We start from the raw sequence: 24,626 nt of genomic DNA, 5'->3' as shown, positions 1-24,626 counted from the left end.
GATGGGCTTGTCGTATCTGGCTCTGGGCGATTCCTACACCATCGGTGAAGCGGTCGCGGTCGACGGCCGCTGGCCGCACCAGCTCGCCGCCGCCCTGCGCGCGCAGGGCATCGCGCTGGGCGACCCGCAGACCATCGCCACCACCGGCTGGACCACCGACGAGCTCGACGCCGGCATCGACGAAGGGGCGCCGCAAGGGCCGTTCGACTTCGTCAGTCTGCTGATCGGCGTCAACAACCAGTATCGCGGGCGTCCGCTGGACGAGTACCAGGTGCAGTTCCACGCCCTGCTGCAGCGCGCGATTGGTTTTGCCGGTGGCCGCGCGGACCGGGTGCTGGTGCTGTCCTTCCCGGACTGGGGCACCACGCCGTACGGTGCAGGCAGCGGTCGCGACCTGGGCCAGATCGAACTGGAAACCGACGAGTTCAACGCTGCCGCCGAGGTGATCAGCACCCAGCAGGGCGTGGCCTTCGTCGACATCACCGATATCAGCCGCGACACCGGCGCTGACCCGGCGATGATCGCCGAGGATGGCCTGCACCCGTCCGCACGGATGTACGCGCTGTGGAGCGCGCGTGCGCTGCCGGTGGCCGCACACCTGCTGGGCGGAACGGACTGAGACGATGGACGGCACGCCACGGAACGGCACGCCCCTGCCCTGTTCGCCGCTTGATGCCGGGCAGGCGCGCCTGATCGCCGAGTCCTTCCGGCCGATGCAGGCCTGGGGCAGCCGCCGCGATTACTACTACACCCGCGGCAAGCTGGGCAGCGACCCACTGTATGACGGCGTGCTGCAGCACCTTCCCGATGACGGCCAGCCGGTGCTCGACCTGGGCTGCGGGCTGGGCCTGTTCGCGCATGTGCTGCGCCAGCGTGGCCGCCAGCAGGGGTACCTCGGGGTGGATGTGGACAGCGACAAGATCGCCCGTGCGCAGCGCGCCGGCAGCGGCCTGGCCGACGTACGGTTCGACTGTCTGGATGTGCAGGCGCCGTTGCCGGTGCATCGTGGGCATGTGCTGCTGCTGGATGTGCTGCAGTACCTGGACGAAGCGCCGCAACTGGAGCTGCTGCGCGCGGTGAGCGCGCGGGTCGCGCCCGGTGGCCGCCTGCTGCTGCGCACGCCGCTGGCGACCGGTGACCGCCGCGACCGCACCACGCGGGTGGCTGACCGCCTGGCCTGGCTGGTCGGCTGGATGGGCACGCGACCGCGTCACTACCCGGATCCACAGCGGCTGCAGGCCACGCTGGCGGCTGCCGGCATGCAGGTGGCTCCGTTGCGTCCGCTGCATGGGCGCACGCCGTTCAACAGCTGGTTGCTGGTGGCCGAGAGGCCGGGAACTGCGGCCAACGGCTGAGCCCCTCGTGGTGGGCGGCGGTCTACGGGGGCTGCCCGGGCGGGATAGACACGGACGGTTTACGGGCGCGTCCACCACGGAAGACAGGAGAAAAGCGATGAGCAAACGCGGGTCGCTTCGCTCTTGCCGCGCTGCGCGCTCGCCGGGCATGGCCCGGCGCTACCGGTCACCTGGCCGGCAGTTCGGCTTTCAGGCCGCGCTCGTCCAGCACCTGCAGCACCCGTTCGATGATGGCCAGGTTGTGGCCATGTGCGGCACCTTCATGCAGCAGCACGATCGCGCCCGCGCGCAGGTCCGGGAGCAGACGCGCCAGCACGCCATCCGGGGTGCAGCCGACGCCGTCGTAACCGCGCGCGCTCCAGCCCACGCGCACCAGGCCCAGCTTGCGCAGTACCGGCGCCACGAACGGGTTGGTCATGCCCACCACCGAGCGGTACCAGCGCACCGGTCGCCCACTCACCGCCTGCAGCGCCTGCTGGCAGCCCTCGATCTCCGCCGCCATCGTGCCCGGGCCCAGCCGCCAGAAGCGCGCCTGCGGATGGCTGTGGCTGTGGTTGCCGAGGTCGTGTCCGCGACGCAGGATCTCCTCCACCAGGGCCGGATGCGCCAATACGCGCTCGCCGACCAGGAAAAAGGTCGCCTTCGCCTGGTGCCGGTCCAGCAGATCCAGCACCGCCGGGGTCTGTTCACTGGGGCCATCATCGATGGTCAGCCAGACGCTGTTGCCGGCCGCAGGCAACCGGCTCAGCACCGGTGCGTAGAAGCGGCTGTTGGGCAGGAACACCGGCACCATGAACAACGCGTGGCTTGCCACCATCAGGGCCAGGCCCCAGTGCCAGCCCGCCAGCACCCAGACCAGGATCACGGCCAGCTGCGACAGCACCAGCCAGGGCACCCAGCGCCAGGGCCGGGTCGGGATGCGATGCAATGTTCCTGCGTTGGTCATGCCCCATGATGCCATGGGGGGTAGAATTGATGATTCGAATTTTTCGGACCCATGACTGCCATGTCCCTCGATCCCGCCCTGCGTTCGCGCATCGAAACCATCCTCAACGACAACCGCGTCGTGCTGTTCATGAAGGGCCAGCCGTCGATGCCGCAGTGCGGCTTCTCGGCCAAGGCCGTGGGTGCCCTGCAGGACCTGGGCGTGGAGTTCGCCCACGTCAACGTGCTGGCTGACGCGGAGATCCGTGAAGGCATCAAGGCCTATGGCGACTGGCCGACCATCCCGCAGCTGTACATCGACGGCGAACTGGTCGGCGGCAGCGACATCGTGCTGCAGATGGCCGCCAGCGGCGAGCTGAGCAGCGTGCTGGGCCTGGCTGCACCGGACCGCACCCCGCCGCGCATCACCGTCACCCCGGCCGCGGTGGAAATGCTGAAGGGCGCGCTGGCCGATTCGCCGGGTGCGTCGCTGCAGCTGGGCATCGATGCCCGCTTCCAGCCGAACTTCCAGCTGGCCCCGTACGATGAAGGCGCGATCGCCGCCGAGTCCAACGGCCTGCGCGTGCAGTTCGACCTGGCCAGCGCCCGCCGCGCCGATGGCATCACCATCGACTGGGTCGACGACATCCGTGGCAAGGGCCTGGCAATCGACAACCCGAACGCGCCCAAGCCGGTGCAGGAAATCAGCGTGCGTGATGCCGACGACCTGGTGCGTGCCGGCAACGTGATGCTGGTGGACGTGCGCCCGGCCGAAGAACGCGCCATCGCTGCTGTCGGCGTGCCGTTCAAGAGCTTCGATGGCAACGGCCGCGCCGAGCTGGAAGCGCTGCCCAAGGACACCGCCCTGGCCTTCCTGTGCCATCACGGTGGCCGCAGCGCGCAGGCAGCAGAACAGTTCCGTGCGCTGGGCTTCAGCAAGGTGTTCAACGTCACCGGCGGCATCGATGCCTGGTCGGACGAAGTGGACAACGGCGTGCCGAAGTACTGATCGGCTGCGCTTGATGCACAGGAAAAACGCCGGCGAAAGCCGGCGTTTTTTTGTTGAGCCCATCCACGCATGGCGTGGATCTACTCCTTCCGTGTCCCAAGCGCGGGGGCTGACGTTCCGGTTACCCGGCGAACCCGCCTTCGGCCAGGTAGTCCAGTTCTTCCGGCGACGGAATGCGGCCAAGCACCGCATTGCGGTGCGGGAACCGGCCGAAGCGGCGGATGATGTCGCGGTGCAGTTCGGCGTACTGCAGGTATTCCTTGTCACCCAGCACGTCGAACATCGCGACCGAGCGGTCCTGGTCCAGCGGATCTTCGGAGTGCTCGAACGGCAGGTAGATGAAGGCGCGCAGCTTGGGAACCAGCTGCAGGTCCAGCCCCTCCTCGATCGCGCGCGTGGCGTAGTGCCGTGCCAGGCCATCGGTGGCATAGGAATGGGCCGTGCCGCGGAAGCAGTTGCGCGGGAACTGGTCCAGCAGCAGCATCAGCGCCAGCGCGCCCTCGGCGCTGCCCAGCCAGTGCTCGCGGGCGCGCGATGCGGCAGCGTGGTGTTCGTCCGCGAACAGCGTACGGAACCGCGCGTCGAACGCATCATCGCGGGTAAACCACTTTTCAGGGCCCGCGTCTTTCCAGAATTCCACCACTTGCGCGGCAACGTCCATCACCTACTCCCCAGGGCCGGCGCACCGCGCCAGGCCATCATCATCATTCGTCGAAGCGCAGGTGGCGGACCGACTTGCCGTTGCGCCGGATAAGCTTAAGCGCCTCGATGCCGATCTGGATATGGTTTTCCACGAACTGCGAGCTGACCTTGGCGTCGGACGCCTCGGTTTTCACCCCGTCCGGGATCATCGGCTGGTCTGAAACCAGCAGCAGGGCCCCGCTGGGAATGTGGTTGGCGAATCCGGCAGCGAAGATCGTCGCGGTTTCCATGTCGATGGCCATGCAGCGCATCGCCCGCAGCCGCTCCTTGAAGGCCTCGTCGTGCTCCCAGACCCGGCGGTTGGTGGTGTAGACGGTGCCGGTCCAGTAATCATGGCCGAGGTCGCGGATCATGGTCGAGACCGCACGCTGCAGGGCGAAAGCCGGCAAGGCCGGCACTTCCGGCGGCAGGTAGTCGCCCGAGGTCCCCTCGCCGCGGATGGCCGCGATCGGCAGTACCAGGTCGCCCAGCTCGTTCTTGCGTTTCAGCCCGCCGCACTTGCCCAGGAACAGCACGGCCTTGGGCATCACCGCCGACAGCAGATCCATGATGATCGCGGCATTGGGGCTGCCCATGCCGAAGTTGATCATGGTGATGCCGTCGATGGTGGCGCTGGCCATCGGCCGGTCCAGGCCGATCACCGGCGCCCCGGTCAGCGCGGAGAACGTATGCAGGTAGCCCCCGAAGTTGGTCAGCAGGATGTGCTGGCCGAACTGGTCCAGAGGCACGCCGGTATAGCGCGGAAGCCAGTTGTCGACGATGTCCTGCTTGCTCTTCATGGGCGCTCCGGTGCGGCGTGGGGCCGATATTGTAGGCCCCCGCCCGCCCCCGCCATACATGCGGCTGCGGCAAAGAAGAAGGGCGGCCCTGCGGCCGCCCTCCCGGGGTTTGCCTTGGCAACCGGATGGCTTAGAAGCGCACCGACCAACGCAGATTGGCACCATGGTCACGGCTTTCATCGCCGAACTGGCCGGTGTAGCCCAGCTCCAGCTGCTGGTTGGCCGTCAGCCAGGCCGACAGGCCCAGCTCGGCCACCACCGCGCTGTCGGCGATCGGCGCACCGCTGACCGCGAAGGCGTCGCCGCCGCTGGCAAAGCCCAGCCTGGCCATCGGGTTGCGGTCGCCCGAAGCGTGGCGATACCCTACCCCACCACGCACGTGCAGCCAGCTGTCCTGCTGGAACGAAGCCTTCAGACCCTTGTCAAAACGCACACCGGCCGTAGCCAGGGTGGTGCGGGTATCGTCCACGTCACCCTGCAGGGCTGCCGCGCCACCGCGCTCGTTGATCGACTTCATGTCCACTTCAACACGTGCCACCTGCAGGTACGGCTCCAGACCTGCCTCGCGGCCGCCGAAACGGTACCCCGCTTCGATGAAGGCCTGGCGGGTACGCCCGTCGTAGCGCGCGCTGAGCGTATCGCTGTAGCCGGCGAATGCCAGTTCGCGGGTGCTGTCGATGTCGTGCTCGCTCCACGCCAGGCCGCCACGCAGACCAAAACCGCCCCAGTTGTGGCTGGCGTATGCACCGAAGTGGGTGTTGTCGATCTTCGACTTCGCCCGACGGCCGTCCTGCTGCTTGACGTCGGTGCGGCCGGTGCCGGCCAGCAGGCCCACCTGCCAACCGCCGAACTGGCGGTCCACGCCCATCAGCAGGCCGTTGCTGTTGGCCTCGGTGCGGGCAGTGTTGGCATTGCCATCCAGTGTGCCGCTGCCTCCGATCGCCTGCACCCACACACCGGTCGCCGCCGCTTCGTCACCGCCTGGTGAAGTCGCACCCGCATGACGCGACAGCGCCGCATCGCGGACATGGCGGCTGCCTTCGACCAGGGCGATCGACGTAGCTGCATGCAGTTCACCGCTGAGGCTGTCCAGCGCTGCGCCCACCTGCTGCGGGAACAGCGTGGTCAACGGCTTGGGCAGCCCCTGGTTGATCGCCAGCGTATCGACCACGGTAGCCACGGCATGCTGGTTTGCGGTGTTGGCCGAGCTGGCCAGCGAGTTGCCGCGGGTCACTTCAATGCGTGCGCCGGTGGCGCCGTAGGCCAGGTTGAACTGCATGAACGGCGAGAACGCGCTGAAGTCGGTGATGGCGAACTGTCCGTTCACGCCGCCATCGGCACGGATGAAGTTGAACTGCTCACCCAGGTAGTAGATGCCCGGCTCCGGCAGCGCCACCAGGGTGCCGCCGAGCGTGGCGGTGCCGGTGACATGCAGTTGGTCGCTGCGGCTGCCCGGTGCTACCTCGGCCTGGTACACGCCGGTCTCTGTCTGCACGTAGTCGCCGTTGATGGTCAGCGTGCCGATGGAATTGCCCGGTGCGATGGTGCCCTTGACGATCGTGTAGCCGAGCGTGCCGGTGCCCTTCAGCGTAGCGCCCACTTCCACCGCGGTCATCCCACCGTTCTGGGTACCGTTGAACGACACCACGCCGCCGACGATATCCAGAAGGGTGTTGTCCAGTACGCCGGTGGTGCCCACCCGGGTATTGCCGCCGTACATGTAGAAGAGGGTGCTGCTCAGCGTGCCGTCCACCTGCAGCGTGCCGTCGCGCATGTCGATGTTGTCCATGCGGACCTTGCCGGTCTCGGTGATGCTGGCGGTGCCACCGGTCACGTTCAACCAGCGACCATCGACGTTACCGGCAACCACCAGCTTGCCGGCTGACAGATTGATGTCGGTGTTGCTTGCCACGGATCCGGCGTTGAGCCAGGCCTCGCCACCGTCGACACCCAGGAGGGTCGATACCAGCGAACCGTTCAGCGCCAGGCGACCGCCCGGTACCCACACGCTGCCCAGCGTATTGACGCCGTCAAGTTCCAGCACGCCCTCGCGCACCACGGCGCCGTTGAAGCTGTTGTTGCCACTCAGGCGCAGCCAGCCGATGCCGCTCTTGGTCAGCTTGCCCGGACCGCCGATGTCATTGGTCCAGTCGTCCCACGCGTCGCCTTCCCACACCTTCAGGCCGCCGGCCTTCTGGTTCATCACCACGTTGGTGTCCACGCGCAGCGAGCCGTAACCTTCAATGGCCTTGGCCAGGTTCATCAGGCCCCAACCGTAGACGTCGTCCACGCCGGCCGCACCGAGGTCGGTGGCGGTGGTCAGCAGCACGTCGCGCACCTGCGCGTTGTCCAGGTACGGGAAGCGTTCGAACAGCAGGCCCAGCGCGCCGGTGACATGCGGTGCCGCCATCGAGGTGCCGGTCATGTCCTCATAGGCATAGGTCGGCATGCGCTGCTGGATGTCCAGACCGATATCGTTGCCGATCTGGAACGGTGTACCGACGATCTGCGAGTCAGCGCCGTAGGCCGTGGAGGTGATGTCGCTGCCCGGCGCCGCCAGGCACCAGTTGGCGCTCAGGCCACAACGCATGGAGCTTTCTGCCAGCACCAGGTTGCGGTCCACGTTGACCACGCTCAGCCAGTACGGCTCCAGGTCGGCCTGGAAGCGCGGCAGGCTGGCGTGCACGCCGGCAATCGGCGCGTCTTCCGGCGAGGTGTTGTACGGATAGGTATTGCCGGCAGCCCACACCTGGATCATGCCATTGGCACGCGAACCATCGCCGATGATCTGGAAATAGTCGTCGTAGGCCGGGTTGTTGAAGAACTGCGCGTCCTGCTGGCCAGCGGTGGTCGGCTCGTTGGTGAAACCCCAGCTGTGGTTGACGGCCCGGACCTGCTGCGCATTCAACTGCTCGTACAGGTCGGCAAACACCGCATCGGACGCACCAATGCCGACCGTGCCATTGCGGTACTGGAGGGTCGACGGATCGACATCCCATACGGTGAGGCTGTTGAAGAACAGGCGTGCCACCGAAAGATCGGCACCAAAAGCGACGCCGTGGGTACCAGAGCCATCACGGTTGGCAGCGATGGTGCCCGATACGTGCGTGCCATGGGTGTTATAGGCAAGCCCTTCGAACAAGCCCTGGCTGTTGACGTTGTCGATGTTCGCCTGGTCCATGTCGAGCAGGGTCATGTCGATGGCCACGTCATTGCCATCACTGCTGAAGCAGGCATCCGGTCCGCTCAGCATGGTGGTGTTGGTGCACAACGATCCGTCAGCCAGGCGATCGGCCAGGTGGATGCTGCGGTGGTTCTTGCCGGCGAATTCGGGATGGTCCAGCCCGGTGCCGCTGTCGAACACGCCCAGGCGGATTCCTGCACCGGTCAGCCCACGCGCATAGGCGGCGTCGGCGTTGATGGCCTGCAGGCCCCAGTCGCGGTTGAACTCCGTGGTACGCCAGCTGGCGCGGTCAGCGGGAGCGCCCATCACTGGCTGCGGCTCGACGCTGGCCATCGGTGCGCTGCCGACAGACGCCGGCAGCGGTGCCGTTGCCGGTGCTGCGGTCACGACCGGGCGCGCGAATGCGGCCTGCAGGCTGCGCTGGTACTGGTAGCGGGACAGGTCGTCGGAGTTGCCTTGGGCCAGAGCCGGCAGGGTGGCTGCCATCAGCAGCGAGCCGACGATGGCCGATGCGAGCGGGGAAGGCAGGAAGGAACGACGGAGAGAAGTGGAGCGATACGACGTTGCAGCAGTCATCGGGGATTACGTCCTTGATTCCATGGATTGTTTCAGGTGCTGCTCCCTCATGGAGCTGTGTGGGAACACCTGCGCGGCGAGTCAGCGCGCGCTCACCCGCATGTCGTTATCGGCGGGTGCACCCGCAACTTAATATATTTTTCACATTGGCACTGTCAGGAAAATCCCCACTTCGCCCCTGCCCAAGGTCACTTGGCAAGCACGCCGCTCCCCGGCTAGCGTCGGTGGGTTGAACACGCTGCCAAGGGGATCTGCATGACATCGACGTTGTTGCGCGCCGGGTTGGGTCTGGCGCTGGTATCGCTGAGCACGGCGCCGGCCGTGGGCGCTTCGCGCTTCGTGGCCGATCCCTACCCGAGCACCTACCAGGCGCACCCCGATGGGCCGCTGCTGATCCAGGACGCAACGGTGCTGACCGGCACCGGCCAGCGCCTCGACAACGCCGATGTGCTGCTGCGCGATGGCCGCATCGTCGCCGTCGGCGATGCGCTGCAGGTCGATGCCAGCGTCACCCGCATCAACGCCGACGGCAAGTGGGTGACGCCCGGCCTGATCGACGTGCACTCGCACCTGGGCGTCTATCCCAGCCCCGGTGTCGGCGCGCACAGCGACGGCAACGAGATGACCGCGCCGGTCACCGCCAACGTCTGGGCCGAGCACTCGGTATGGCCGCAGGACCCCGGTTTCCAGGCGGCACTGGCAGGCGGAGTGACCAGCATGCAGGTGCTGCCCGGCTCGGCCAACCTGGTCGGTGGCCGCGGCGTAACGCTGAAGAACGTGCCTGCCACCACCTACCAGGCGATGAAGTTCCCCGGCGCGCCGTGGGGCCTGAAAATGGCCTGCGGCGAAAACCCCAAGCGCGTCTACGGTGGCGGCAAGGGCGTGGCACCTGCAACGCGGATGGGCAACGTGGCCGGTTACCGCGCAGCCTTCATCGACGCGGCCGACTACATCGCCAAGAACACGCCGAAGCCGGCCAAGCGCAAGGGCTGGTTCGGCAGCGACAAGGGCGACAGCGCCGGTGATGCCGGCGGCAAGCGCGACCTCAAGCTGGATACGCTCGCCGGTGCGATCCAGGGCGATATCCGCGTGCACATCCACTGCTATCGCGCCGACGAAATGGCCACCATGCTCGACCTGTCCAAGGAATTCGGCTTCAAGGTGGCCGCCTTCCACCACGGCGTGGAGGCCTACAAACTGGCCGACCGGCTGGCGGCCGAGGGCGTGTGCGGGGCACTGTGGGCCGACTGGTGGGGCTTCAAGATGGAAGCCTTCGACGGCATCGCCGAGAACATCGCGCTGGTCGACCGGCCGAAGAACAGCTGCGCCATCGTCCACTCCGACTCGCCCGAGGGCATCCAGCGCCTGAACCAGGAGGCAGCCAAGGTGATGGCCGCCGCGCGCCGCGCGCACATGCCGGAGATCGCGCCGGAACGGGCGATCACCTGGATGACCGCCAACGCCGCCAGGGCGCTGGGCATCGAGGCGCAGACCGGTACGCTGGAGGCCGGAAAGATGGCCGACGTGGTGATCTGGAACGGCAACCCCTTCAGTTCGTATGCACTGGCCGAGCAGGTGTTCGTCGATGGCCGCCGTGTGTACGACCGCAGCACGCCACCGGCAACGCCGCGGTCGGATTTCCAGCTTGGACAGGAGTTGCGCTGATGGGCATGTTGAACAAGCGTCGCCGGGCATGGCCCGGCGCTACCTTGGTTGCGCTGTTGGTGATGACAACCGCAGCCTCGGCGCAGGACCTGCTGGTGCGCGGTGCGACCGTCGCTACCGCCAGCGCACGTGGCAACGTGGAAGATGCCGATGTGCTGGTGCAGGGCGGCATCATCCGTGCGGTGGGCCGGGGCCTGTCCGCACCGGCCGGTGTGCCGGTGGTCGAAGCCAAGGGCCGCATGCTGACCCCTGCCCTGTTCGGTGGCATCACCGAGATTGGCATCGAGGAAGTCTCCGGTGAATCAAGCACGGTCGACAGCGCACTGAAGATCGGCGAGCAGCCGCTGCGCCCGGAGTTCGACGTGACACTGGCCTATAACCCGGCGTCCGTGCTGATTCCGGTGGCACGCCTGGACGGCATCGGCTTCACTGCGCTGGGCGCGGCCACCGGCGGTGGCTTCGTCGCCGGCCAGGGCGGCGTGGTGCGTTTCGATGGCAGTGCCGACCTGATCGGCCCGCGCGCGCTGTTCCTGCGCCTGGGTGCTGCAGCATCTGAACTGACCGGACAATCGCGCGCGGCGCAGTGGATGCTGCTGCAGCAGATGGTGGACGAGGCACGCGGCCAGGTGGCCGCCGACTCGCCGCATGCGCTGCTGACCCCGGCCGGCCGCCGCACGTTGGCCCGCTATCTGTCCGGGCAGGGCCGCATCGTGGTGGAAGTGGACCGCGCGGCCGACATCCGCCAGCTGCTGCGCTGGGCGGCCCGCGAGAAGGTGAAGATCGCCATTGCCGGCGGTGCCGAGGCCTGGCAGCTGGCACCGGAACTGGCAGCGGCCAAGGTGCCGGTGTTCGTCGACGCATTGGGCAACCTGCCGACGACCTTCGACCAGATCGGCGCCACCCTGGAAAACGCCGCGCGGCTGCAGCGCGCGGGCGTACCGGTGGCTTTCGCCCAGCGCGATGACGCCTCGCACAATGCACGCAAGATGCGCCAGCTGGCCGGCAACGCGGTGGCCAATGGCCTGCCCTGGGCCGACGGCCTGGCCGGGCTGACCCGGGTACCGGCCGAGGCGCTGGGCGTGGCTGACCAGATCGGCAGCATCGAGCCGGGCAAGCGTGCCGACCTGGTGCTGTGGGAAGGCGATCCGCTGGATGTGGCGCACTATGCCGAACAGGTCTGGCTGGGCGGCCGCGCGATGCCGATGCGCTCGCGCCAGACCGGACTGCGCGACCGCTACCTGCAGCGCAACGCGCAGCCCTGACCGCTACCAGGAGCCATCGATGCCCACCCTGCGCTGGTATTTCGACTTCGTCTCGCCCTATTCCTACCTGCACTGGCAGAAGGTGAAGCAGCTGCCGCAGTTCGGGCGCATCCAACCGGTGCCCATCGCCTTTGGTGCGGTACTGCACCATCTGGGCAACCTGGGCCCGGCGGAGATCCCGGCCAAGCGCCGCTTCATGTACCGCCAGCTGCTGTGGACTGCGCAGGCCGAGGGCACCCCTCTGCGTTTCCCGCCCGGGCATCCGTTCAACCCGCTGGCGGCCCTGCGCCTGTGCCTGGCCGCCGGTGCCAGCACTGCGGCGGTGGACGCGCTTTTCGACTGGATCTGGCGCGACGGCCACGCCGGCGACTCGGCCGAGACCCTTCGCGAACCCGCCGCCCGGCTGGGTATCAGCGACGTAGAGGCGGCCATTGGCGCGCCGGCCATCAAGGAGCAGCTGCGTCGCAACACCGAGGCGGCGATCGAGGCCGGGGTGTTCGGCGTGCCGACCCTGGCCATCGACGGCGAACTGTTCTGGGGCAACGATACCCACCCGCTGATGGCGGCGGTGCTGGACGACCCCAGCCTGCTGGACCGGCCGGACTGGCAGCAGGCGGTGGCGCTGCCGGTGGCGGTGCAGCGCAGTCGCTGAACAGGCAGTGGCGCTTTTCCCTCGCGCGCCCGGTCCAGTTTTGAGATAGTTTTCACATTTCCGAACCTACAACCGCCCTGGAGGGGGAGCCGCGGATGCGCATCGGAATCGTCGTCGACTCGGCCTGCGACCTGCCGCAGGACTTCATTGCCGAGCACAACATCGTGCTGCTGCCGATCACCGTGCGGATCGGCGAAGCGGTGCTCGCCGACCACCGCGACGAGCAGGCAACGCTCAGCTTCCTGCACGCGCACGTCGCCGAGCACGGCGCCGAAGCGGAGACCATCCCCTTCAGCGTCAACCAGATCCGCGACCTGTTCCTGCAACGCTTGGTGATCGACTACGACCATGTGTTCTGCATGACCATCACCAAGACCCGCAGCCCGATCCACGACAACGCACTGCAGGCCAGCTTCGCCATCCTCAACGACTACAAGCCAGTGCGGCAGGCGGCCGGCTTCAACTCCCCGTTCGCGCTGCGCGTGCTGGATACCCAGAACCTGTTCGCCGCCCAGGCGGTGACGGCAGTGGAAGCGGTGCGCCTGCGCGCCAGTGATGCAAGCGTGCAGCAGATACGCGAGCGTCTGGAAGAACTGGCCGGCAATGTGCACGGCTACATGGTCACCCGCGACCTGTACTACATGCGTGCCCGCGCCCGGCACAAGGGCGATCGCAGCGTTGGCCTGCTCAGCGCAGCACTGGGCAGTGCGCTGGACATCAAGCCGGTGCTGCATGGCTATCGCGGCGAGACCGGGCCGGTGGCGAAGATCAAGGGTTTCGACAATGCCGTGCTGAAGCTGTTCGGCGTGGTCGGCCAGCGCGTACGCGCCGGCCTGATGACGCCGACCGTGTGCGTCAGCTACGGCGGCGAACTGGACGAGCTGCGTGCCCTGCCCGGCTATGCGCAGATGAAGGAGGTCTGCGCCGACCATGGCGTGACCGTGTACGAATCGGTGATGAGCCTGACCGGCATGGTCAACGTCGGCAAGGGCGCGGTCACCGTGGGTTTTGCCGATGGGCCGCATCGGTTTGAATGAAGGCCAACCGCGCGCTGGAATCTGCACATCGATTCCACCGCGCCTATGCCAGCCTAGCCGCACCTCAAGGAGATCAACATGCCTGCGCAGTACCACATCAGCCTGCCCGAACCGTCCAAGGCCCGCGGCAACGACCCCGCCCTGTCTTTCCATTCGCAGGGCGCTGCCGGCTTCGCCGAAGAACTGCAGAACGCGCTGCGCAATGGCAGCCTGTTCGAGCGTTGGCGCGACAAGCAGCCGGACCCGGATGCGGTGGAGCCGCAGTGGGGCGCGACCGATCCGGAGGCCACCGTGACCGGTGAGCAGAAGGACCTGCGCATCAACCTGGTGGCCACCACCCGCATCGACAGTGACGTGTTCAAGCAGCGCCTGCGCCTGCTGGCCGGGCACCACTGGGAACTGCGCGACGTGCGCTGAGTTCCGCCTCTGGTAGGCGCCAACCTTGGTTGGCGCTTTCCTGAAGGCTGCCAACCAAGGTTGGTATTTACCGGCTTCACCTTGCCGAGCTGCCGGCCAGCGGCCGGCACTATCCGGCATCTGGGTGTGCTGGTATCGTGCCGCCGCCAACGGTGACCGCACGGATTGCACATGGACCCCAAGCTGAAAGCGCTCATCGAGCAGACCAACCTGTCGGACCTGCTGCCGCCGGCGCCTCGGGAAATGGATCTGCAGCAGCCGGTAGCGCCGCCGGAACCCGCAAAACCGCAACCCGCCCGTTCCACCAACGATGCACTGCAGGTGCATTTCGGTGGTACCGACATGGTCGGCAAGCTCGCCAACGCACCCACCAGTGGACGCATAAAGATCTTCGCCATGATCCTGCTGGGCGGGCCGACCATCGTGTTCGGCCTGCTTCTGCTGGGCATGGTCTGGACCGAGCCTGGCAAGTCGGTGTTCGCGCTGGTCTACGGCACGGTCATCGCAGCGGTGTTGATCGGTATCTGGCCTTATCTGCTGTTCCGCAAACGCGAAAAACCGGCGGCCTGACGCGAACTGCCTGCCAGGAGAGTGCCGGCCGCTGGCCGACAACGCCTGCGCCTGCGGGATCCGACCGGGCGGTCGTGCGAGCCCCGCACGTTCCTGCCGTGGCAGTCGCGCAGGCATGCTCAACAGTCCAGCGTGTCGTGCGCGCCCCCGTCGTCGTCCAGCACGTGTGCGTGCAGGATCACCTGGTTGCGGCCCGCACGCTTGGCCGCGTACAGGCCGGCATCGGCATCGGCCAGCAACTGTTCGGCGGTGGCCAGCGCCGGCGGATGCAGGTAACCCACGCCCACACTGATGCTGACCCGGCCTTCCGGCAGCGGCAGCGCTTCCACCGCCTCGCGCAGGCGCTCGGCCAGCGCCAGCACACCCGACAGTGGGCTGCCGGGCACGATCACCGCGAATTCCTCACCGCCGTAGCGCGCCACGCTGTCGGCCGCGCGCCCGGCGGTAGCCTGCAGCACTGCGGCAACCGCCTGCAGGCAGCGGTCACCAGCAGGATGACCGTGCTGGTCGTTGAAGGCCTTGAAATGGTCGATGTCCACCAGCAGCAATGCCAGTTCGCTGCCGCTGCGACGCGCCCGGTTCCATTCGGCCGCCAGCAGCGTATCGAACTGACGGCGATTGGCTACGCCGGTCAGGCCATCCTGGCGTGCCAACTGGTCCAGGCCCGCCTGTCGTTCCAGCAGGTCGAGCTGCAGCAACGTGCTGCGCAGGCTGAAGCCCAGCGTTGCCACCACGAACCCGGTCAGCGCCAACGGGCGCGCGTGGTCCACCACCAGGGTGCCGAGCACCAGCAGCAGCAAGGGCAGGATGATCGGTCCTCCGGCCTGCACCAGCCGCGACAGACGCGGATGCAGCGAGAAACCGGGCGCTGGCGCCTGCCGCAGTGCCAGCATGGCCAGCAGCAGGAACGGCAGGTCGATCAGCAGATCGTTGTAGGCGCCGAATGACTGCTCGGCGGTGTAGTGATTGATGTAGAACGCGACCAGCAGGTAGAGCAGCGCATACAGCGCCAGCGCGCGGAAGAAACTACGCCGTTCCGGCACGTCACCGGCCAGCCAGCGCACCACCGCGAAACCGGCGATGCACAGGTTCTGGATGTCGAACATGCGCTGCATGTGCGCCATGGCTTGGTCGTCGATATCGATGCGGTCGGCGAAGGACTGGGTATGCACGAAGAACAACACACCCAGCAGGGCCGCCATCACGCCGTCGATCAGGCTGATGGTCCAGCGTTCGCGACGGGCGCGGGCCAGGATGAACACCAGCGGCACACCGTACAGCACATACAGCAGCAGGCTGGCGCGCGGGGTGATGTCGGCCCGTCCGGCGCCCAGTGCGTCGGCCATGTTGAAGGCCATGCCACCGGCCCAGAGCAGCAGCGCCACTGCAGTGGCACGCCAGCCCAGCGCAGCGCGGTCGCGCTGGCCGCGCCACAGGCAGGCCGCGGCCGCCAGCAGGGGGGCCACGGCCAGGAACACGAACGATCCCTCACCGGCCGCACCCGGCCAGAACGCCACGACCACGCCATGGCAGATCAGGAACATCAGCGCCAGCACAACCAGCATGCATCCCCCATGCGCAAGGCCGTATGGCGGCACGATAGCGCGCCGGCACGCCACAGTGGCGTGATCCACTGCGGCAAAACGATACTCCGGGCACACGCTGTGGTCGTGCCGGCCGCTGGCCGGCAACCTCACGGAATCACGGGGCTGCAGGTTGCCGGCCAGCGGCCGGCACGACCAGCAAAACGTCAGGCGTACAGCGCGCGGGCGTGGTGGGCGATGTGCTCGCCGATGAAGCTGGCGATGAAGTAATAGCTGTGATCGTAGCCGGGCTGCAGGCGCAGGCTCAGCGGATGACCGGCAGCATCGCAGGCCTGCTGCAGGCGCTGCGGCTGCAACTGGCTGTGCAGGAACTCATCCCCCTCGCCCTGGTCAACCAGCAGAGGCAAGCGCTCGCCGGCGTGGGCCACCAGTTCGCAGGCATCCCACTGCTCCCAGTCGGCGGGGTTGTCACCGAGGTAGGCGGCGAACGCCTTCTGCCCCCACGGCACGTGGCTGGGTGCTACGATCGGCGAGAACGCCGACACGCTGCGGTAGCGACCGGGGTTGCGCAGCGCGATCACCAGCGCGCCATGGCCGCCCATCGAATGGCCACTGATGCCTCGTGTGTCGGTTGCCGGGAAACCCGCCTCGATCAACGCCGGCAGCTCGTGAGCGACGTAGTCGTGCATGCGGTAGTGCTTGGCCCACGGCTGCTGTGTGGCGTTGAGATAGAAACCCGCGCCCTTGCCCAGGTCATAGCCCTCGGCATCGGCCACGTCATCGCCGCGTGGGCTGGTGTCCGGGGCGACGATGATCACGCCGTGCTCGGCCGCATAGCGTTGTGCGCCGGCCTTGGTGATGAAGTTCTGCTCGGTGCAGGTCAGTCCGCTCAGCCAGTACAGCACCGGCAGCTTCCGGGTTTTGGCCTGCGGCGGCAGGTACACGGCGAACTGCATGTCGCAGCCCAGCGTGGTCGAATGATGGCGGTAGACATCCTGCCAACCGCCGGCACAGGCGCGGTGTTCGATACGTTCCATGAGGTTTCCTCCCGAGGGACGGCAGGCAAGCGCCTGCCGCCCGGCGCGGCTCAGTAGTGGACGACCGAACGGATCGACTTGCCTTCATGCATCAGGTCGAAGGCGTCGTTGATCTTGTCCAGGTCCATGGTGTGGGTGACGAACGGGGCCAGCTCGATATCGCCCTTCATCGCGTCTTCGACCATGCCCGGCAGCTGGCTGCGGCCCTTCACGCCACCAAAGGCGGTGCCCATCCACTTGCGGCCGGTGACCAGCTGGAACGGGCGGGTGGAGATTTCCTGCCCGGCACCGGCCACGCCGATCACCACGCTCTGGCCCCAGCCACGGTGCGCACATTCCAGCGCCGCACGCATCACGTTGACGTTGCCGATGCACTCGAAGCTGTGGTCCACGCCCCAGGTGGTCATCTCCACGATCACCTGCTGGATCGGCCTGTCGAAGTCCTTCGGGTTGATGCAGTCGGTGGCGCCGAATTCGCGGGCCAGCTCGAACTTTGACGGGTTGGTGTCCACCGCGATGATGCGCCCGGCCTTGGCCTGGCGCGCACCCTGGATGACCGCAAGGCCGATGCCGCCCAGGCCGAACACGGCCACGCTGTCGCCTTCCTGCACCTTGGCGGTGTTGTGCACCGCGCCGATGCCGGTGGTCACGCCGCAGCCGAGCAGGCAGACATGCTCCGGGTTCGCTTCCGGGTTGATCTTCGCCAGCGACACCTCGGCAACGACGGTGTATTCGCTGAAGGTCGAGCAGCCCATGTAGTGGTAGATCGGCTCGCCGTTGTAGCTGAAGCGGCTGGTGCCATCGGGCATCACGCCCTTGCCCTGGGTGGCACGCACCGACACGCACAGATTGGTCTTGCCGCTCTTGCAGAACAGGCACTCACCACATTCGGCGGTGTACAGCGGAATGACGTGGTCACCCGGCTTGACGCTGGTCACGCCCTCGCCCACCTCCACCACGATGCCGGCGCCTTCATGGCCCAGCACCACCGGGAACAGGCCTTCCGGATCATCGCCGGACAGGGTGAACGCATCGGTGTGGCAGACACCGGTGTGGGTGATCTTGACCAGCACTTCGCCCGCCTTCGGCGGGGCGACGTCGATCTCGACGATCTGCAGCGGCTGGCCGGGACCAAAGGCGACGGCGGCACGGGATTTCATGGTGGCACTCTCCAGAAAGGGCTTGCGGAAAACAGGATGCGCGGCGCTGAGTCGCGCCGTCGTTCACTTCAGGTACGAGCGGATCAACGCGCTCATGTCGCGCACGCGTTCGGCGCGTTGTTCATCGGAGGCGGCGGGCTGGCCGAACTCCTCGCGCAGGTGCGCTTCCATCACTTCGGACATCAGGCCGTTGACCGCGCCACGGATGGCGGCGATCTGCTGCAGCACCGGCCCGCAGTCGGCGCCGGCTTCCAGCGCGCGGTCCAGCGCATCGCACTGGCCGCGGATGCGGCGCACGCGGGCCAGAACCTTCTTTTTCTCTTCGGGAGAGTGCGGCATCGTGGGCCGGCCTCGGAACTATACTGGGGGATAGTATACAGGAGCCGATCCGGACCTCAATCAAAGGCCCCCTCTGCGGCCAGCCGGGTCAGCTCTTCCACCACGTAACGCACCTTCGGCCGCAGATGCCGCGTCTGTGGCCACAGCGCGTGGATGTCCACATGGTGCTGCGTGCAGTGGTCCAGCACCGTCTGCAACGCACCGGATTCCAGGTGATGGCGCACCAGAGACATCGGCATCTGGCAGATCCCCAACCCGGCGATCGCCCCCTCGATCACCGCATCGCCATCGTTGAGCTGGTGCGTGGCACTGGGGATGAAGCTGCCGTTGGTGCCCTCGCTGCCGATCCGCCACGCCACCGACTGGCCATGACGGAAGCCGACCACGCTGCGATGGTCGCGCAGTTCGTCCAGCGTCTGCGGCACACCATGGGCCTGCAGGTAGGCCGGCGACGCGCAGGTCACCAGGCGCTGGCTGGCCAGCTTGCGCGCGACCAGGTGCTCGGCGTGATGCAGGCCGCCAAAGCGGATCAGCAGATCGATGCCTTCTTCCACCGGGTCAACGAAGTGATCGGTGAAGGTCATCGTCAACTGCAGGTCCGGGTGTTCATTGCACATGCGCAGCAGTACCGGCAGCACCACCAGCCGCCCGAACGAGGACGGCATGTCGATGCGCAGGCGGCCGCTCGGCAGATGCGCAGCCGAGCCCAGGCAGGCTTCGGCCGCCGCGATTTCATCCAGGGCCGCGGCGCAGGAGGCGTAGTACGCCTCGCCGTCGGTGGTCAGCGCGATGCGTCGGGTGGTGCGATGGAACAGGCGCACGCCCAGCCGCGTCTCCAGCCGGGCGATGGCCTTGCCGACCGCCGAGCGGGAGATGCCCAGCGCGTCGGCGGCTTCGGTGAAGGTGGCCGAGCGCGCCGTGGTGACGAAGGTCGCCAGGCCATTCAGGGATTCGACGGGAAGCATCGGCAGGCTCGCTTATTGGGGACAGATTGTCCCGCCTGACGGGAAATCTACCGCCTTTATGCGCCCTCATGTCAACTCCATCATGGTGCTGTCGCGCCGTTGGCGCCCTCCCCCGCTCCGAGATGACTGACATGACCGCCGCCCTGTTCCGCCCCTTCGACCTCGCTGGACTGCCCCTGCACAACCGCATCGCGATGGCGCCGATGACCCGCGCCCGCAACCCCGGCGCCGTCGCCAATGCACTGACCGCGCAGTACTACCGGCAGCGCGCCAGTGCCGGCCTGATCATCAGTGAAGGCACCCCGGTCTCACCGCAGGGCCAGGGTTACGTCGACGTGCCCGGCATCTGGTCGGCCGAGCAGGTGGCCGGTTGGAAGCTTGTCACCGACGCCGTACACGCTGCGCAGGGCGCGATCTTCGCCCAGCTGTGGCACGTCGGCCGCATGTCGCACGCCTCGCTGCAGCCAGACGGCGGCCAGCCGGTAAGCGCCGGCACGCGGCCGGTGGCGAGCGATCCGAAGAACACCTCGTTCGTGTATCTGGACGACGGCAGCCGTGGTCATGCCGATCCGACGCCGCCGCGCGCGCTGCGCACCGACGAAGTGCCGGGTATCGTCAGCGACTTCATACGCGGCGCTGAAAATGCCATCGCCGCCGGCTTCGATGGCATCGAGCTGCATGCTGCCAACGGCTACCTGTTCGAGCAGTTCCTCAACCCGGTCACCAATGACCGTCAGGACGTGTACGGCGGTTCGCTGCGCAACCGCGCGCGGCTGATCCTGGACACCGTGGATGCGATGGCCGCGCGCATCGGCGCGCACCGCATCGGCGTGCGCCTTGCGCCGAACAGCCAGGTATTCGACATGCCCGCCTATGCGGAAAACGAAGCCAGCTATCTGTACCTGGCCGAGGAACTGGGCAAGCGCGGGCTGGCCTATGTGCATCTGAACGACAACTACCTGCACGGCGCACCGGCGATCGGCGAGGCCTTCCTCAAGGCCTTCAAGCAGGCCTATGGCGGTACGGTGATCCTGGCCGGCGGCATGACCCGCGAACGCGCCCTGCGGCTGGTCGAGGAAGGCATCATCGATCTGGCCGCCTTCGGCCAACCGTTCATCGCCAACCCGGATCTGGTCGAGCGTCTGCAGCGCGATGTCCTGCTGGCCATCCCCGACCGCAGCACTTATTACGGCGGCGGCAGCGAGGGCTACCTCGACTACCCGCCGGCCCCGTAGATCCACGCCACGCGTGGATGCGCTGCACCGGCCACCGCCGGTGTGCCGCGCCTTGATCCTGCCGGGCCATGAGCGCATCGTGGCCCGGCCCGACCTCGGTCCTGCCCCATGAACGCCTCCGCCGCCTCCTTCATCGTCAACCTCGACGTCCCTGACATCAGCGCCGCCGAGACGTTCTACAACCAGGCGTTTGGCCTGCGCAGCAGCCGCCGGCTCGGCCCCGGCGCGCTGGAACTGCTCGGTGGCCCCACGCCGCTTTACCTGCTGCAGAACGATGCCGGCAGCGCAGCGACCGAAGACGGCGATGTGCGCAATTACCAGCGCCACTGGACGCCGGTGCATCTGGACTGGGTGGTCGCTGACATCGACGCGGCGCTCGCCCGCGCGGTTGCGGCGGGAGCCGCGCTCGAACGTCCCATCCGCGAACGCCGCTGGGGAAGGATCGCCGTGCTGGCCGATCCGTTCGGCCATGGGTTCTGCCTGATCCAGTTCAGCGATGCAGGGTATGACGCGCTGGTCGAATGACCGGGGCACGGCTCACCACGGCAGCGGCACCTGTTCACCATTTGCTCGTTCGCCGTAGTACAGCGAAGGCAGCAGGCGTGACAGGAAACTGAACTCCGTATAGCAATGCTTCAACAGGCCAAGACCGATCGCATCGCTGGCATCGCGCTGCGGGTCTTCGCTGTCCAGGCCGAGCACGAAGCGGCTGCGCAGCACGCAGCCGAACGGTGTATCACGCGCAACATGCAGCATCTGTCCATCACAGGGATCACCGTGTGCATCCAGGCGCACGTGATCACCAAATCCGATCCGCGCGGCGATCACTGCTGACACAGCGCCTGCATCCTGCGCCGCCTGCAGACGCTCGGGTACCAGCAACGTGCGCGGGTCATGGAACTTCAGGCGTGCCGCCACCGGTGGGATGTCGGCCAGCGACTCGACGGCATGGATGCTGGCCCCATGGTAGCTGCGCCCACGCAGCCAGGCCGCATCCCAGCCACGGTGTTCAACGTGGTCCAGTGGGTGCCACCAGCGGATGTGCTGGGTGGTCTCGAAGAAGGTGAACCACCAGTCCAGCATGCGGCCCTTGCAGCCATGCAGGTCGGTGCGCACCGCCACCAGCAGGGTGCCGTCTGCACGGCGCTGGATGCCGGTTTCCAGGTGCATCGGTGCGGGATCGAGCAGGTCGTGGTGGTCCAGCCAGACATGAGCGTTTGCGACGGTGTCCATGGTGAATCCTCGGGGCGTTGAAACCCGAACAATACGGAAACGCTAAACGTTTCGCAATTGCCGGAATGCGCTAGACTGTGCCCAATGACCGCCGCCGCCCCACCGGATCCGATCGCTCCCCCCCGTCGTCGCGGCCGTCCCGCGCGGCCAGAGGGCGATGTCCGCCATGCCGTGCTGCAGGCGACTCTGGCTGTGCTGCTGGCGCAGGGTTACGAAGCGACCACCATCGAAGCGGTCGCCGCGCATGCCGGCGTGGCCAAGAAGACGGTGTACCGGCACGCCGGCAACCGCGACGAACTGGTCGGCCTGGCGGTGCGCGAGTGGACCGATGGCTTCGCACCGCAGCTGCAGCGTGATGCACGCCACGCCGAGGACGTGGTGCCGCTGCTGCACGGCATCCTGCAGGCGGTATGTGCGCAGGCGTTGTCAACGCAGGCGGTGCAGGTGTTCCGTCTGTTGACCAGCGACTTCCCTGGCAAGCCGACGTTGCTGCGGACCTACCTGGAAAATGGCATCGAACGTGGCCGTGCACTGCTGGCCGACTGGCTGGCACGGCAGCAGAAGCGTGGGCTGCTGCGCGCAGGGGATCCTGAGGGCATGGCGCGTCTGCTGCTGGCGATGGCCGTGGCAGAACCTCTGCGCGAGCGCGCCCTTGGTATGGTTGCCGAGGACGCATCGATGGATGCGCACCTGCGCGACTGCCTGCAGCTGATGGAACCGATGCTGCGTACTTCGTAGCGGGCAGCAATCCACGCATGGCGTGGATCTACCGACGCGGGTGGGTGCCGATCGTTGGTCGGCACCGCATCACTCACCGCGATTCACTCGCGCAGCATGTCCACGAACGCACGCAGCGCACCGGGCATCTGTCGCTGCTTCGGGTAATACAGCGCAAACCCGGCGAAGGGCTCGCTCCAGTCTTCCAGCACCGCTACCAGGCGGCCGTCGTCCAGATACGGCCGCGCGGTGTCTTCCAGCACATAGGCCAGGCCGATGCCATCGAGCACCGCGCCAACCACGGTGCCCTGCTCGCACAGCGTCAGCCGACCCGGTACGTCGATCTCCAGGGTCTGGCCATCGCGTTCGAACTGCCACTTGTACAGATGGCCGCTGGCGAAACGGAAACGTACGCACTCGTGCGCGGCCAGGTCGCGCGGATGCTGCGGGGCCGGCCGGCGCCGCAGGTACTCCGGTGAACCGACAATCAACCCGCGCAGCGGCGGCCCCATCGGCACCGCCACCATGTCCTCGGGCACGAACTCGTGCAGGCGCACGCCAGCGTCGTAGCCCTCGGCAACGATATCGACCAGGCCATCGTTCTCGGTCAGCTCCACCCGTACGTCCGGATGGGCGTGCAGGAACCGCGCCAGCCGCGGCCCCAACTGGGTCGCCACCGCCGCCCGCGTCGCATTGATCCGCAGCAGGCCGGCCGGCACCGCGCGGAAGTGGTTCATTTCCTCCAGCGCGTCATGCACCTGCCCCAGCGCTGGCTGCAGGCGCTCCAGCAGGCGCTGCCCGGCCTCGGTCAGGGCCACGCTGCGGGTGGTACGGTGGAACAGGCCCACCCCCAGCCGTTCCTCCAGCGCGCGGATCGCGTAGCTCACCGCCGAGGTCGACAGGGCCAGTTCGGCACCGGCGCGGCGGAAACTGCGGTGGCGGGCGACCGCAGCGAAGGCGGCCAGGTGGGTCAGGTTGTCAGTGGCCATGATTGTGCAGTCTGCCTTGATGAATCATGCCGATATATACGCTTCTTACCCTGCGGTACGGGGCGTATTGTAAAACGCCTTTCGACAAACCCTGCCAAGGATTCCCCATGTCCCTCGCCCGTGGTTACGCCGCCCACACCCATACCGACCCGCTGGTGCCCTTCGAATTCGAACGCCGCGCGGTCGGCCCGAACGATGTGCGCATCGAGATCCTGTACAGCGGCATCTGCCATTCCGACCTGCACCAGGCCCGCGACGACTGGGGTGGCTCGATCTACCCGATGGTGCCGGGCCACGAGATCATCGGCCGGGTCACCGAAGTCGGCAGCGAGGTCACCCGCTTCAAGGTCGGCGACCACGCCGGTGTCGGCTGCATGGTCGATTCCTGCCGCCACTGCGACGCCTGCCAGCACGACCTGGAGCAGTACTGCGCCGAAGGTGCGACCTGGACCTACAACGGCCGCGAGCGTAAAAGCGGCGCACCGACGTACGGCGGCTATTCCGACCACGTGGTGGTCGAGCAGCGTTTCGTGGTCAAGGTCTCCGAAACGCTGGACCTGAAGGCAGCCGCGCCGCTGCTGTGCGCCGGCATCACCACCTGGTCCCCGCTGCGCCACTGGAAGGTCGGCCCGGGCCAGAAGGTCGGCGTGATCGGCCTGGGTGGCCTCGGCCACATGGGCGTGAAGTTCGCCAAGGCGCTCGGCGCGCACGTGGTGATGATCACCACCACCCCGGAAAAGGGTGCCGATGCCAAGCGCCTGGGCGCTGACGAAGTGCTGGTTTCGCGCGATGCCGAGCAGATGAAGGCGCATGCCGGCAGCTTCGACTTCCTGCTCAACACCATCCCGGTCGGCCATGACACCAACCCGTACATGGGCCTGCTCAAGCGCGAAGCGACCATGTGCCTGGTCGGTGTGCTGACCGAACTGGACCCGCCGTTGACCGGTGGCAGCGTGATCTTCGGCCGCAGGAACCTGACCGGTTCGGCGATCGGCGGCATGGCCGAAACCCAGGAGATGATGGACTTCTGCGCCGAGCACGGCATCGTCAGCGACGTGGAGATGATCGACATCAAGAACGTCAATGAAGCCTGGGAGCGCATGGCCAAGAACGATGTGCGCTACCGCTTCGTGATCGACATGGCCACCCTCAAGGCCTGATCGCTGCGCTGATGGAATGAAAAAACCCCGGCATTGCCGGGGTTTTTTTGCGTACGCCACCCGCCGGGCATGGCCCGCCGCCACCGGATTCGTGGCGGGTAGCGCCGGGCCATGC

24 protein-coding genes are annotated in these 24,626 nt (G+C 67.2%); 13 read left to right on the top strand and 11 right to left on the bottom strand.

All coding sequences use genetic code 11. The features are described from left to right. The first annotated feature begins 1 nt into the window (after position 1). Both TEP_RS03180 and TEP_RS03175 read left to right on the top strand, forming a co-directional pair. Positions 2-619: an SGNH/GDSL hydrolase family protein gene (locus TEP_RS03180; RefSeq protein WP_132824241.1), complete on the top strand. Its 618-nt coding sequence runs from the start codon at positions 2-4 to the stop codon at positions 617-619. 4 nt (positions 620-623) lie between these two features. Continuing rightward, entirely contained in the window at positions 624-1,355 is a 732-nt protein-coding gene (locus tag TEP_RS03175; RefSeq protein ID WP_132824240.1) for a class I SAM-dependent methyltransferase, read from the top strand. Positions 1,356-1,521: 166 nt separating this feature from the next. Here the strand turns inward: TEP_RS03175 and TEP_RS03170 are convergent, their stop codons facing one another. Next, positions 1,522-2,301: a polysaccharide deacetylase family protein gene (locus TEP_RS03170; RefSeq protein ID WP_132824239.1), complete on the bottom strand. Its 780-nt coding sequence runs from the start codon at positions 2,299-2,301 to the stop codon at positions 1,522-1,524. Positions 2,302-2,361: 60 nt separating this feature from the next. Between TEP_RS03170 and grxD the strand changes: the two genes are divergently transcribed. After that, positions 2,362-3,288 (top strand): Grx4 family monothiol glutaredoxin, encoded by a 927-nt coding sequence (grxD, locus tag TEP_RS03165; protein WP_025874107.1) that lies wholly within the window; start codon positions 2,362-2,364, stop codon positions 3,286-3,288. A gap of 121 nt (positions 3,289-3,409) precedes the next feature. On the opposite strand, the gene TEP_RS03160 is transcribed toward grxD, so the two are convergent. From TEP_RS03160 to TEP_RS03150, 3 genes are all read right to left on the bottom strand, one after another. Continuing rightward, positions 3,410-3,949: a DUF924 family protein gene (locus tag TEP_RS03160; protein ID WP_049464768.1), complete on the bottom strand. Its 540-nt coding sequence runs from the start codon at positions 3,947-3,949 to the stop codon at positions 3,410-3,412. A gap of 43 nt (positions 3,950-3,992) precedes the next feature. Further along, entirely contained in the window at positions 3,993-4,769 is a 777-nt protein-coding gene (locus TEP_RS03155) for an AMP nucleosidase (protein WP_025874105.1), read from the bottom strand. A gap of 130 nt (positions 4,770-4,899) precedes the next feature. Next, positions 4,900-8,529, bottom strand: a complete 3,630-nt coding sequence (locus TEP_RS03150; RefSeq protein ID WP_132824238.1) for an autotransporter serine protease — start codon at positions 8,527-8,529, stop codon at positions 4,900-4,902. Positions 8,530-8,784: 255 nt separating this feature from the next. Between TEP_RS03150 and TEP_RS03145 the strand changes: the two genes are divergently transcribed. From TEP_RS03145 to TEP_RS03120, 6 genes are all read left to right on the top strand, one after another. Next, positions 8,785-10,194: an amidohydrolase gene (locus TEP_RS03145; RefSeq protein WP_132824237.1), complete on the top strand. Its 1,410-nt coding sequence runs from the start codon at positions 8,785-8,787 to the stop codon at positions 10,192-10,194. Then, positions 10,194-11,456: an amidohydrolase family protein gene (locus TEP_RS03140; protein ID WP_132824236.1), complete on the top strand. Its 1,263-nt coding sequence runs from the start codon at positions 10,194-10,196 to the stop codon at positions 11,454-11,456. The genes TEP_RS03145 and TEP_RS03140 overlap by 1 nt, the downstream gene beginning before the upstream one ends. Positions 11,457-11,475: 19 nt before the next feature. Then, positions 11,476-12,108 carry a DsbA family protein gene (locus TEP_RS03135; protein WP_132824235.1) on the top strand — a complete coding sequence of 211 codons (633 nt, stop codon included), beginning with the start codon at positions 11,476-11,478 and terminating at the stop codon, positions 12,106-12,108. 95 nt (positions 12,109-12,203) lie between these two features. Then, positions 12,204-13,145, top strand: a complete 942-nt coding sequence (locus TEP_RS03130) for a DegV family protein (protein ID WP_132824234.1) — start codon at positions 12,204-12,206, stop codon at positions 13,143-13,145. Between the two features lie 78 nt (positions 13,146-13,223). After that, positions 13,224-13,562 carry a hypothetical protein gene (locus TEP_RS03125; protein ID WP_132824233.1) on the top strand — a complete coding sequence of 113 codons (339 nt, stop codon included), beginning with the start codon at positions 13,224-13,226 and terminating at the stop codon, positions 13,560-13,562. A gap of 171 nt (positions 13,563-13,733) precedes the next feature. Further along, on the top strand, positions 13,734-14,132 hold the full coding sequence (locus tag TEP_RS03120; RefSeq protein WP_132824232.1) for a hypothetical protein: 399 nt from the start codon (positions 13,734-13,736) through the stop codon (positions 14,130-14,132). Between the two features lie 119 nt (positions 14,133-14,251). On the opposite strand, the gene TEP_RS03115 is transcribed toward TEP_RS03120, so the two are convergent. From TEP_RS03115 to TEP_RS03095, 5 genes are all read right to left on the bottom strand, one after another. Further along, positions 14,252-15,697 (bottom strand): GGDEF domain-containing protein, encoded by a 1,446-nt coding sequence (locus TEP_RS03115; protein WP_132824231.1) that lies wholly within the window; start codon positions 15,695-15,697, stop codon positions 14,252-14,254. A gap of 185 nt (positions 15,698-15,882) precedes the next feature. Beyond that, positions 15,883-16,713 carry an S-formylglutathione hydrolase gene (gene fghA, locus TEP_RS03110; RefSeq protein WP_132824230.1) on the bottom strand — a complete coding sequence of 277 codons (831 nt, stop codon included), beginning with the start codon at positions 16,711-16,713 and terminating at the stop codon, positions 15,883-15,885. 50 nt (positions 16,714-16,763) lie between these two features. Next, a complete protein-coding gene (locus TEP_RS03105) occupies positions 16,764-17,873 on the bottom strand; it encodes an S-(hydroxymethyl)glutathione dehydrogenase/class III alcohol dehydrogenase (protein ID WP_132824229.1) in 1,110 nt (369 codons plus the stop codon). A gap of 63 nt (positions 17,874-17,936) precedes the next feature. Continuing rightward, positions 17,937-18,212 (bottom strand): formaldehyde-responsive transcriptional repressor FrmR, encoded by a 276-nt coding sequence (frmR, locus tag TEP_RS03100; protein WP_005411009.1) that lies wholly within the window; start codon positions 18,210-18,212, stop codon positions 17,937-17,939. A 56-nt stretch (positions 18,213-18,268) separates the two neighbouring features. Next, entirely contained in the window at positions 18,269-19,177 is a 909-nt protein-coding gene (locus TEP_RS03095; RefSeq protein WP_132824228.1) for a LysR family transcriptional regulator, read from the bottom strand. A 131-nt stretch (positions 19,178-19,308) separates the two neighbouring features. Here TEP_RS03095 and TEP_RS03090 point away from each other — a divergent pair, with 131 nt between their 5' ends. Beyond that, the gene (locus TEP_RS03090) at positions 19,309-20,412 is read left to right on the top strand and encodes an alkene reductase (protein WP_132824227.1); all 1,104 of its coding nucleotides are present in this window, start codon (positions 19,309-19,311) and stop codon (positions 20,410-20,412) included. Positions 20,413-20,520: 108 nt separating this feature from the next. Next, positions 20,521-20,937, top strand: a complete 417-nt coding sequence (locus tag TEP_RS03085) for a VOC family protein (protein WP_132824226.1) — start codon at positions 20,521-20,523, stop codon at positions 20,935-20,937. A 12-nt stretch (positions 20,938-20,949) separates the two neighbouring features. On the opposite strand, the gene TEP_RS03080 is transcribed toward TEP_RS03085, so the two are convergent. Next, positions 20,950-21,645, bottom strand: a complete 696-nt coding sequence (locus TEP_RS03080) for a hydrolase (RefSeq protein WP_132824225.1) — start codon at positions 21,643-21,645, stop codon at positions 20,950-20,952. Positions 21,646-21,729: 84 nt separating this feature from the next. Here TEP_RS03080 and TEP_RS03075 point away from each other — a divergent pair, with 84 nt between their 5' ends. Then, on the top strand, positions 21,730-22,383 hold the full coding sequence (locus tag TEP_RS03075) for a TetR/AcrR family transcriptional regulator (RefSeq protein WP_132824224.1): 654 nt from the start codon (positions 21,730-21,732) through the stop codon (positions 22,381-22,383). An 83-nt stretch (positions 22,384-22,466) separates the two neighbouring features. Here the strand turns inward: TEP_RS03075 and TEP_RS03070 are convergent, their stop codons facing one another. Next, the gene (locus TEP_RS03070; RefSeq protein ID WP_025874084.1) at positions 22,467-23,351 is read right to left on the bottom strand and encodes a LysR family transcriptional regulator; all 885 of its coding nucleotides are present in this window, start codon (positions 23,349-23,351) and stop codon (positions 22,467-22,469) included. 107 nt (positions 23,352-23,458) lie between these two features. Here TEP_RS03070 and TEP_RS03065 point away from each other — a divergent pair, with 107 nt between their 5' ends. Next, positions 23,459-24,511, top strand: coding sequence for an NAD(P)-dependent alcohol dehydrogenase (locus tag TEP_RS03065; RefSeq protein WP_132824223.1), 1,053 nt, complete (start codon positions 23,459-23,461; stop codon positions 24,509-24,511). Positions 24,512-24,626 lie beyond the last annotated feature (115 nt).

This window comes from Stenotrophomonas sp. TEPEL, assembly GCF_004348785.1.
GTDB lineage: Bacteria > Pseudomonadota > Gammaproteobacteria > Xanthomonadales > Xanthomonadaceae > Stenotrophomonas > Stenotrophomonas indicatrix.
The sequence above is the reverse complement of the archived record's forward strand: the minus strand, read 5'-3'. Positions and strand labels throughout refer to the sequence as shown.

Excerpts from the sequence above, each read along its gene's own strand:
- TEP_RS03095 (WP_132824228.1), bottom strand. The coding sequence starts at position 19,177 with ATGCTTCCCGTCGAATCCCTGAATGGCCTGGCGACCTTCGTCACCACG.
- TEP_RS03085 (WP_132824226.1), top strand. The coding sequence starts at position 20,521 with ATGAACGCCTCCGCCGCCTCCTTCATCGTCAACCTCGACGTCCCTGAC.
- TEP_RS03130 (WP_132824234.1), top strand. The coding sequence starts at position 12,204 with ATGCGCATCGGAATCGTCGTCGACTCGGCCTGCGACCTGCCGCAGGAC.
- frmR (WP_005411009.1), bottom strand. The coding sequence starts at position 18,212 with ATGCCGCACTCTCCCGAAGAGAAAAAGAAGGTTCTGGCCCGCGTGCGC.
- TEP_RS03080 (WP_132824225.1), bottom strand. The coding sequence starts at position 21,645 with ATGGACACCGTCGCAAACGCTCATGTCTGGCTGGACCACCACGACCTG.
- TEP_RS03150 (WP_132824238.1), bottom strand. The coding sequence starts at position 8,529 with ATGACTGCTGCAACGTCGTATCGCTCCACTTCTCTCCGTCGTTCCTTC.
- fghA (WP_132824230.1), bottom strand. The coding sequence starts at position 16,713 with ATGGAACGTATCGAACACCGCGCCTGTGCCGGCGGTTGGCAGGATGTC.
- TEP_RS03120 (WP_132824232.1), top strand. The coding sequence starts at position 13,734 with ATGGACCCCAAGCTGAAAGCGCTCATCGAGCAGACCAACCTGTCGGAC.
- TEP_RS03105 (WP_132824229.1), bottom strand. The coding sequence starts at position 17,873 with ATGAAATCCCGTGCCGCCGTCGCCTTTGGTCCCGGCCAGCCGCTGCAG.
- TEP_RS03075 (WP_132824224.1), top strand. The coding sequence starts at position 21,730 with ATGACCGCCGCCGCCCCACCGGATCCGATCGCTCCCCCCCGTCGTCGC.
- TEP_RS03135 (WP_132824235.1), top strand. The coding sequence starts at position 11,476 with ATGCCCACCCTGCGCTGGTATTTCGACTTCGTCTCGCCCTATTCCTAC.
- TEP_RS03125 (WP_132824233.1), top strand. The coding sequence starts at position 13,224 with ATGCCTGCGCAGTACCACATCAGCCTGCCCGAACCGTCCAAGGCCCGC.
- TEP_RS03090 (WP_132824227.1), top strand. The coding sequence starts at position 19,309 with ATGACCGCCGCCCTGTTCCGCCCCTTCGACCTCGCTGGACTGCCCCTG.
- TEP_RS03140 (WP_132824236.1), top strand. The coding sequence starts at position 10,194 with ATGGGCATGTTGAACAAGCGTCGCCGGGCATGGCCCGGCGCTACCTTG.
- TEP_RS03145 (WP_132824237.1), top strand. The coding sequence starts at position 8,785 with ATGACATCGACGTTGTTGCGCGCCGGGTTGGGTCTGGCGCTGGTATCG.
- TEP_RS03175 (WP_132824240.1), top strand. The coding sequence starts at position 624 with ATGGACGGCACGCCACGGAACGGCACGCCCCTGCCCTGTTCGCCGCTT.
- TEP_RS03160 (WP_049464768.1), bottom strand. The coding sequence starts at position 3,949 with ATGGACGTTGCCGCGCAAGTGGTGGAATTCTGGAAAGACGCGGGCCCT.
- TEP_RS03170 (WP_132824239.1), bottom strand. The coding sequence starts at position 2,301 with ATGACCAACGCAGGAACATTGCATCGCATCCCGACCCGGCCCTGGCGC.
- TEP_RS03115 (WP_132824231.1), bottom strand. The coding sequence starts at position 15,697 with ATGCTGGTTGTGCTGGCGCTGATGTTCCTGATCTGCCATGGCGTGGTC.
- TEP_RS03180 (WP_132824241.1), top strand. The coding sequence starts at position 2 with ATGGGCTTGTCGTATCTGGCTCTGGGCGATTCCTACACCATCGGTGAA.
- TEP_RS03155 (WP_025874105.1), bottom strand. The coding sequence starts at position 4,769 with ATGAAGAGCAAGCAGGACATCGTCGACAACTGGCTTCCGCGCTATACC.
- TEP_RS03065 (WP_132824223.1), top strand. The coding sequence starts at position 23,459 with ATGTCCCTCGCCCGTGGTTACGCCGCCCACACCCATACCGACCCGCTG.
- grxD (WP_025874107.1), top strand. The coding sequence starts at position 2,362 with ATGTCCCTCGATCCCGCCCTGCGTTCGCGCATCGAAACCATCCTCAAC.
- TEP_RS03070 (WP_025874084.1), bottom strand. The coding sequence starts at position 23,351 with ATGGCCACTGACAACCTGACCCACCTGGCCGCCTTCGCTGCGGTCGCC.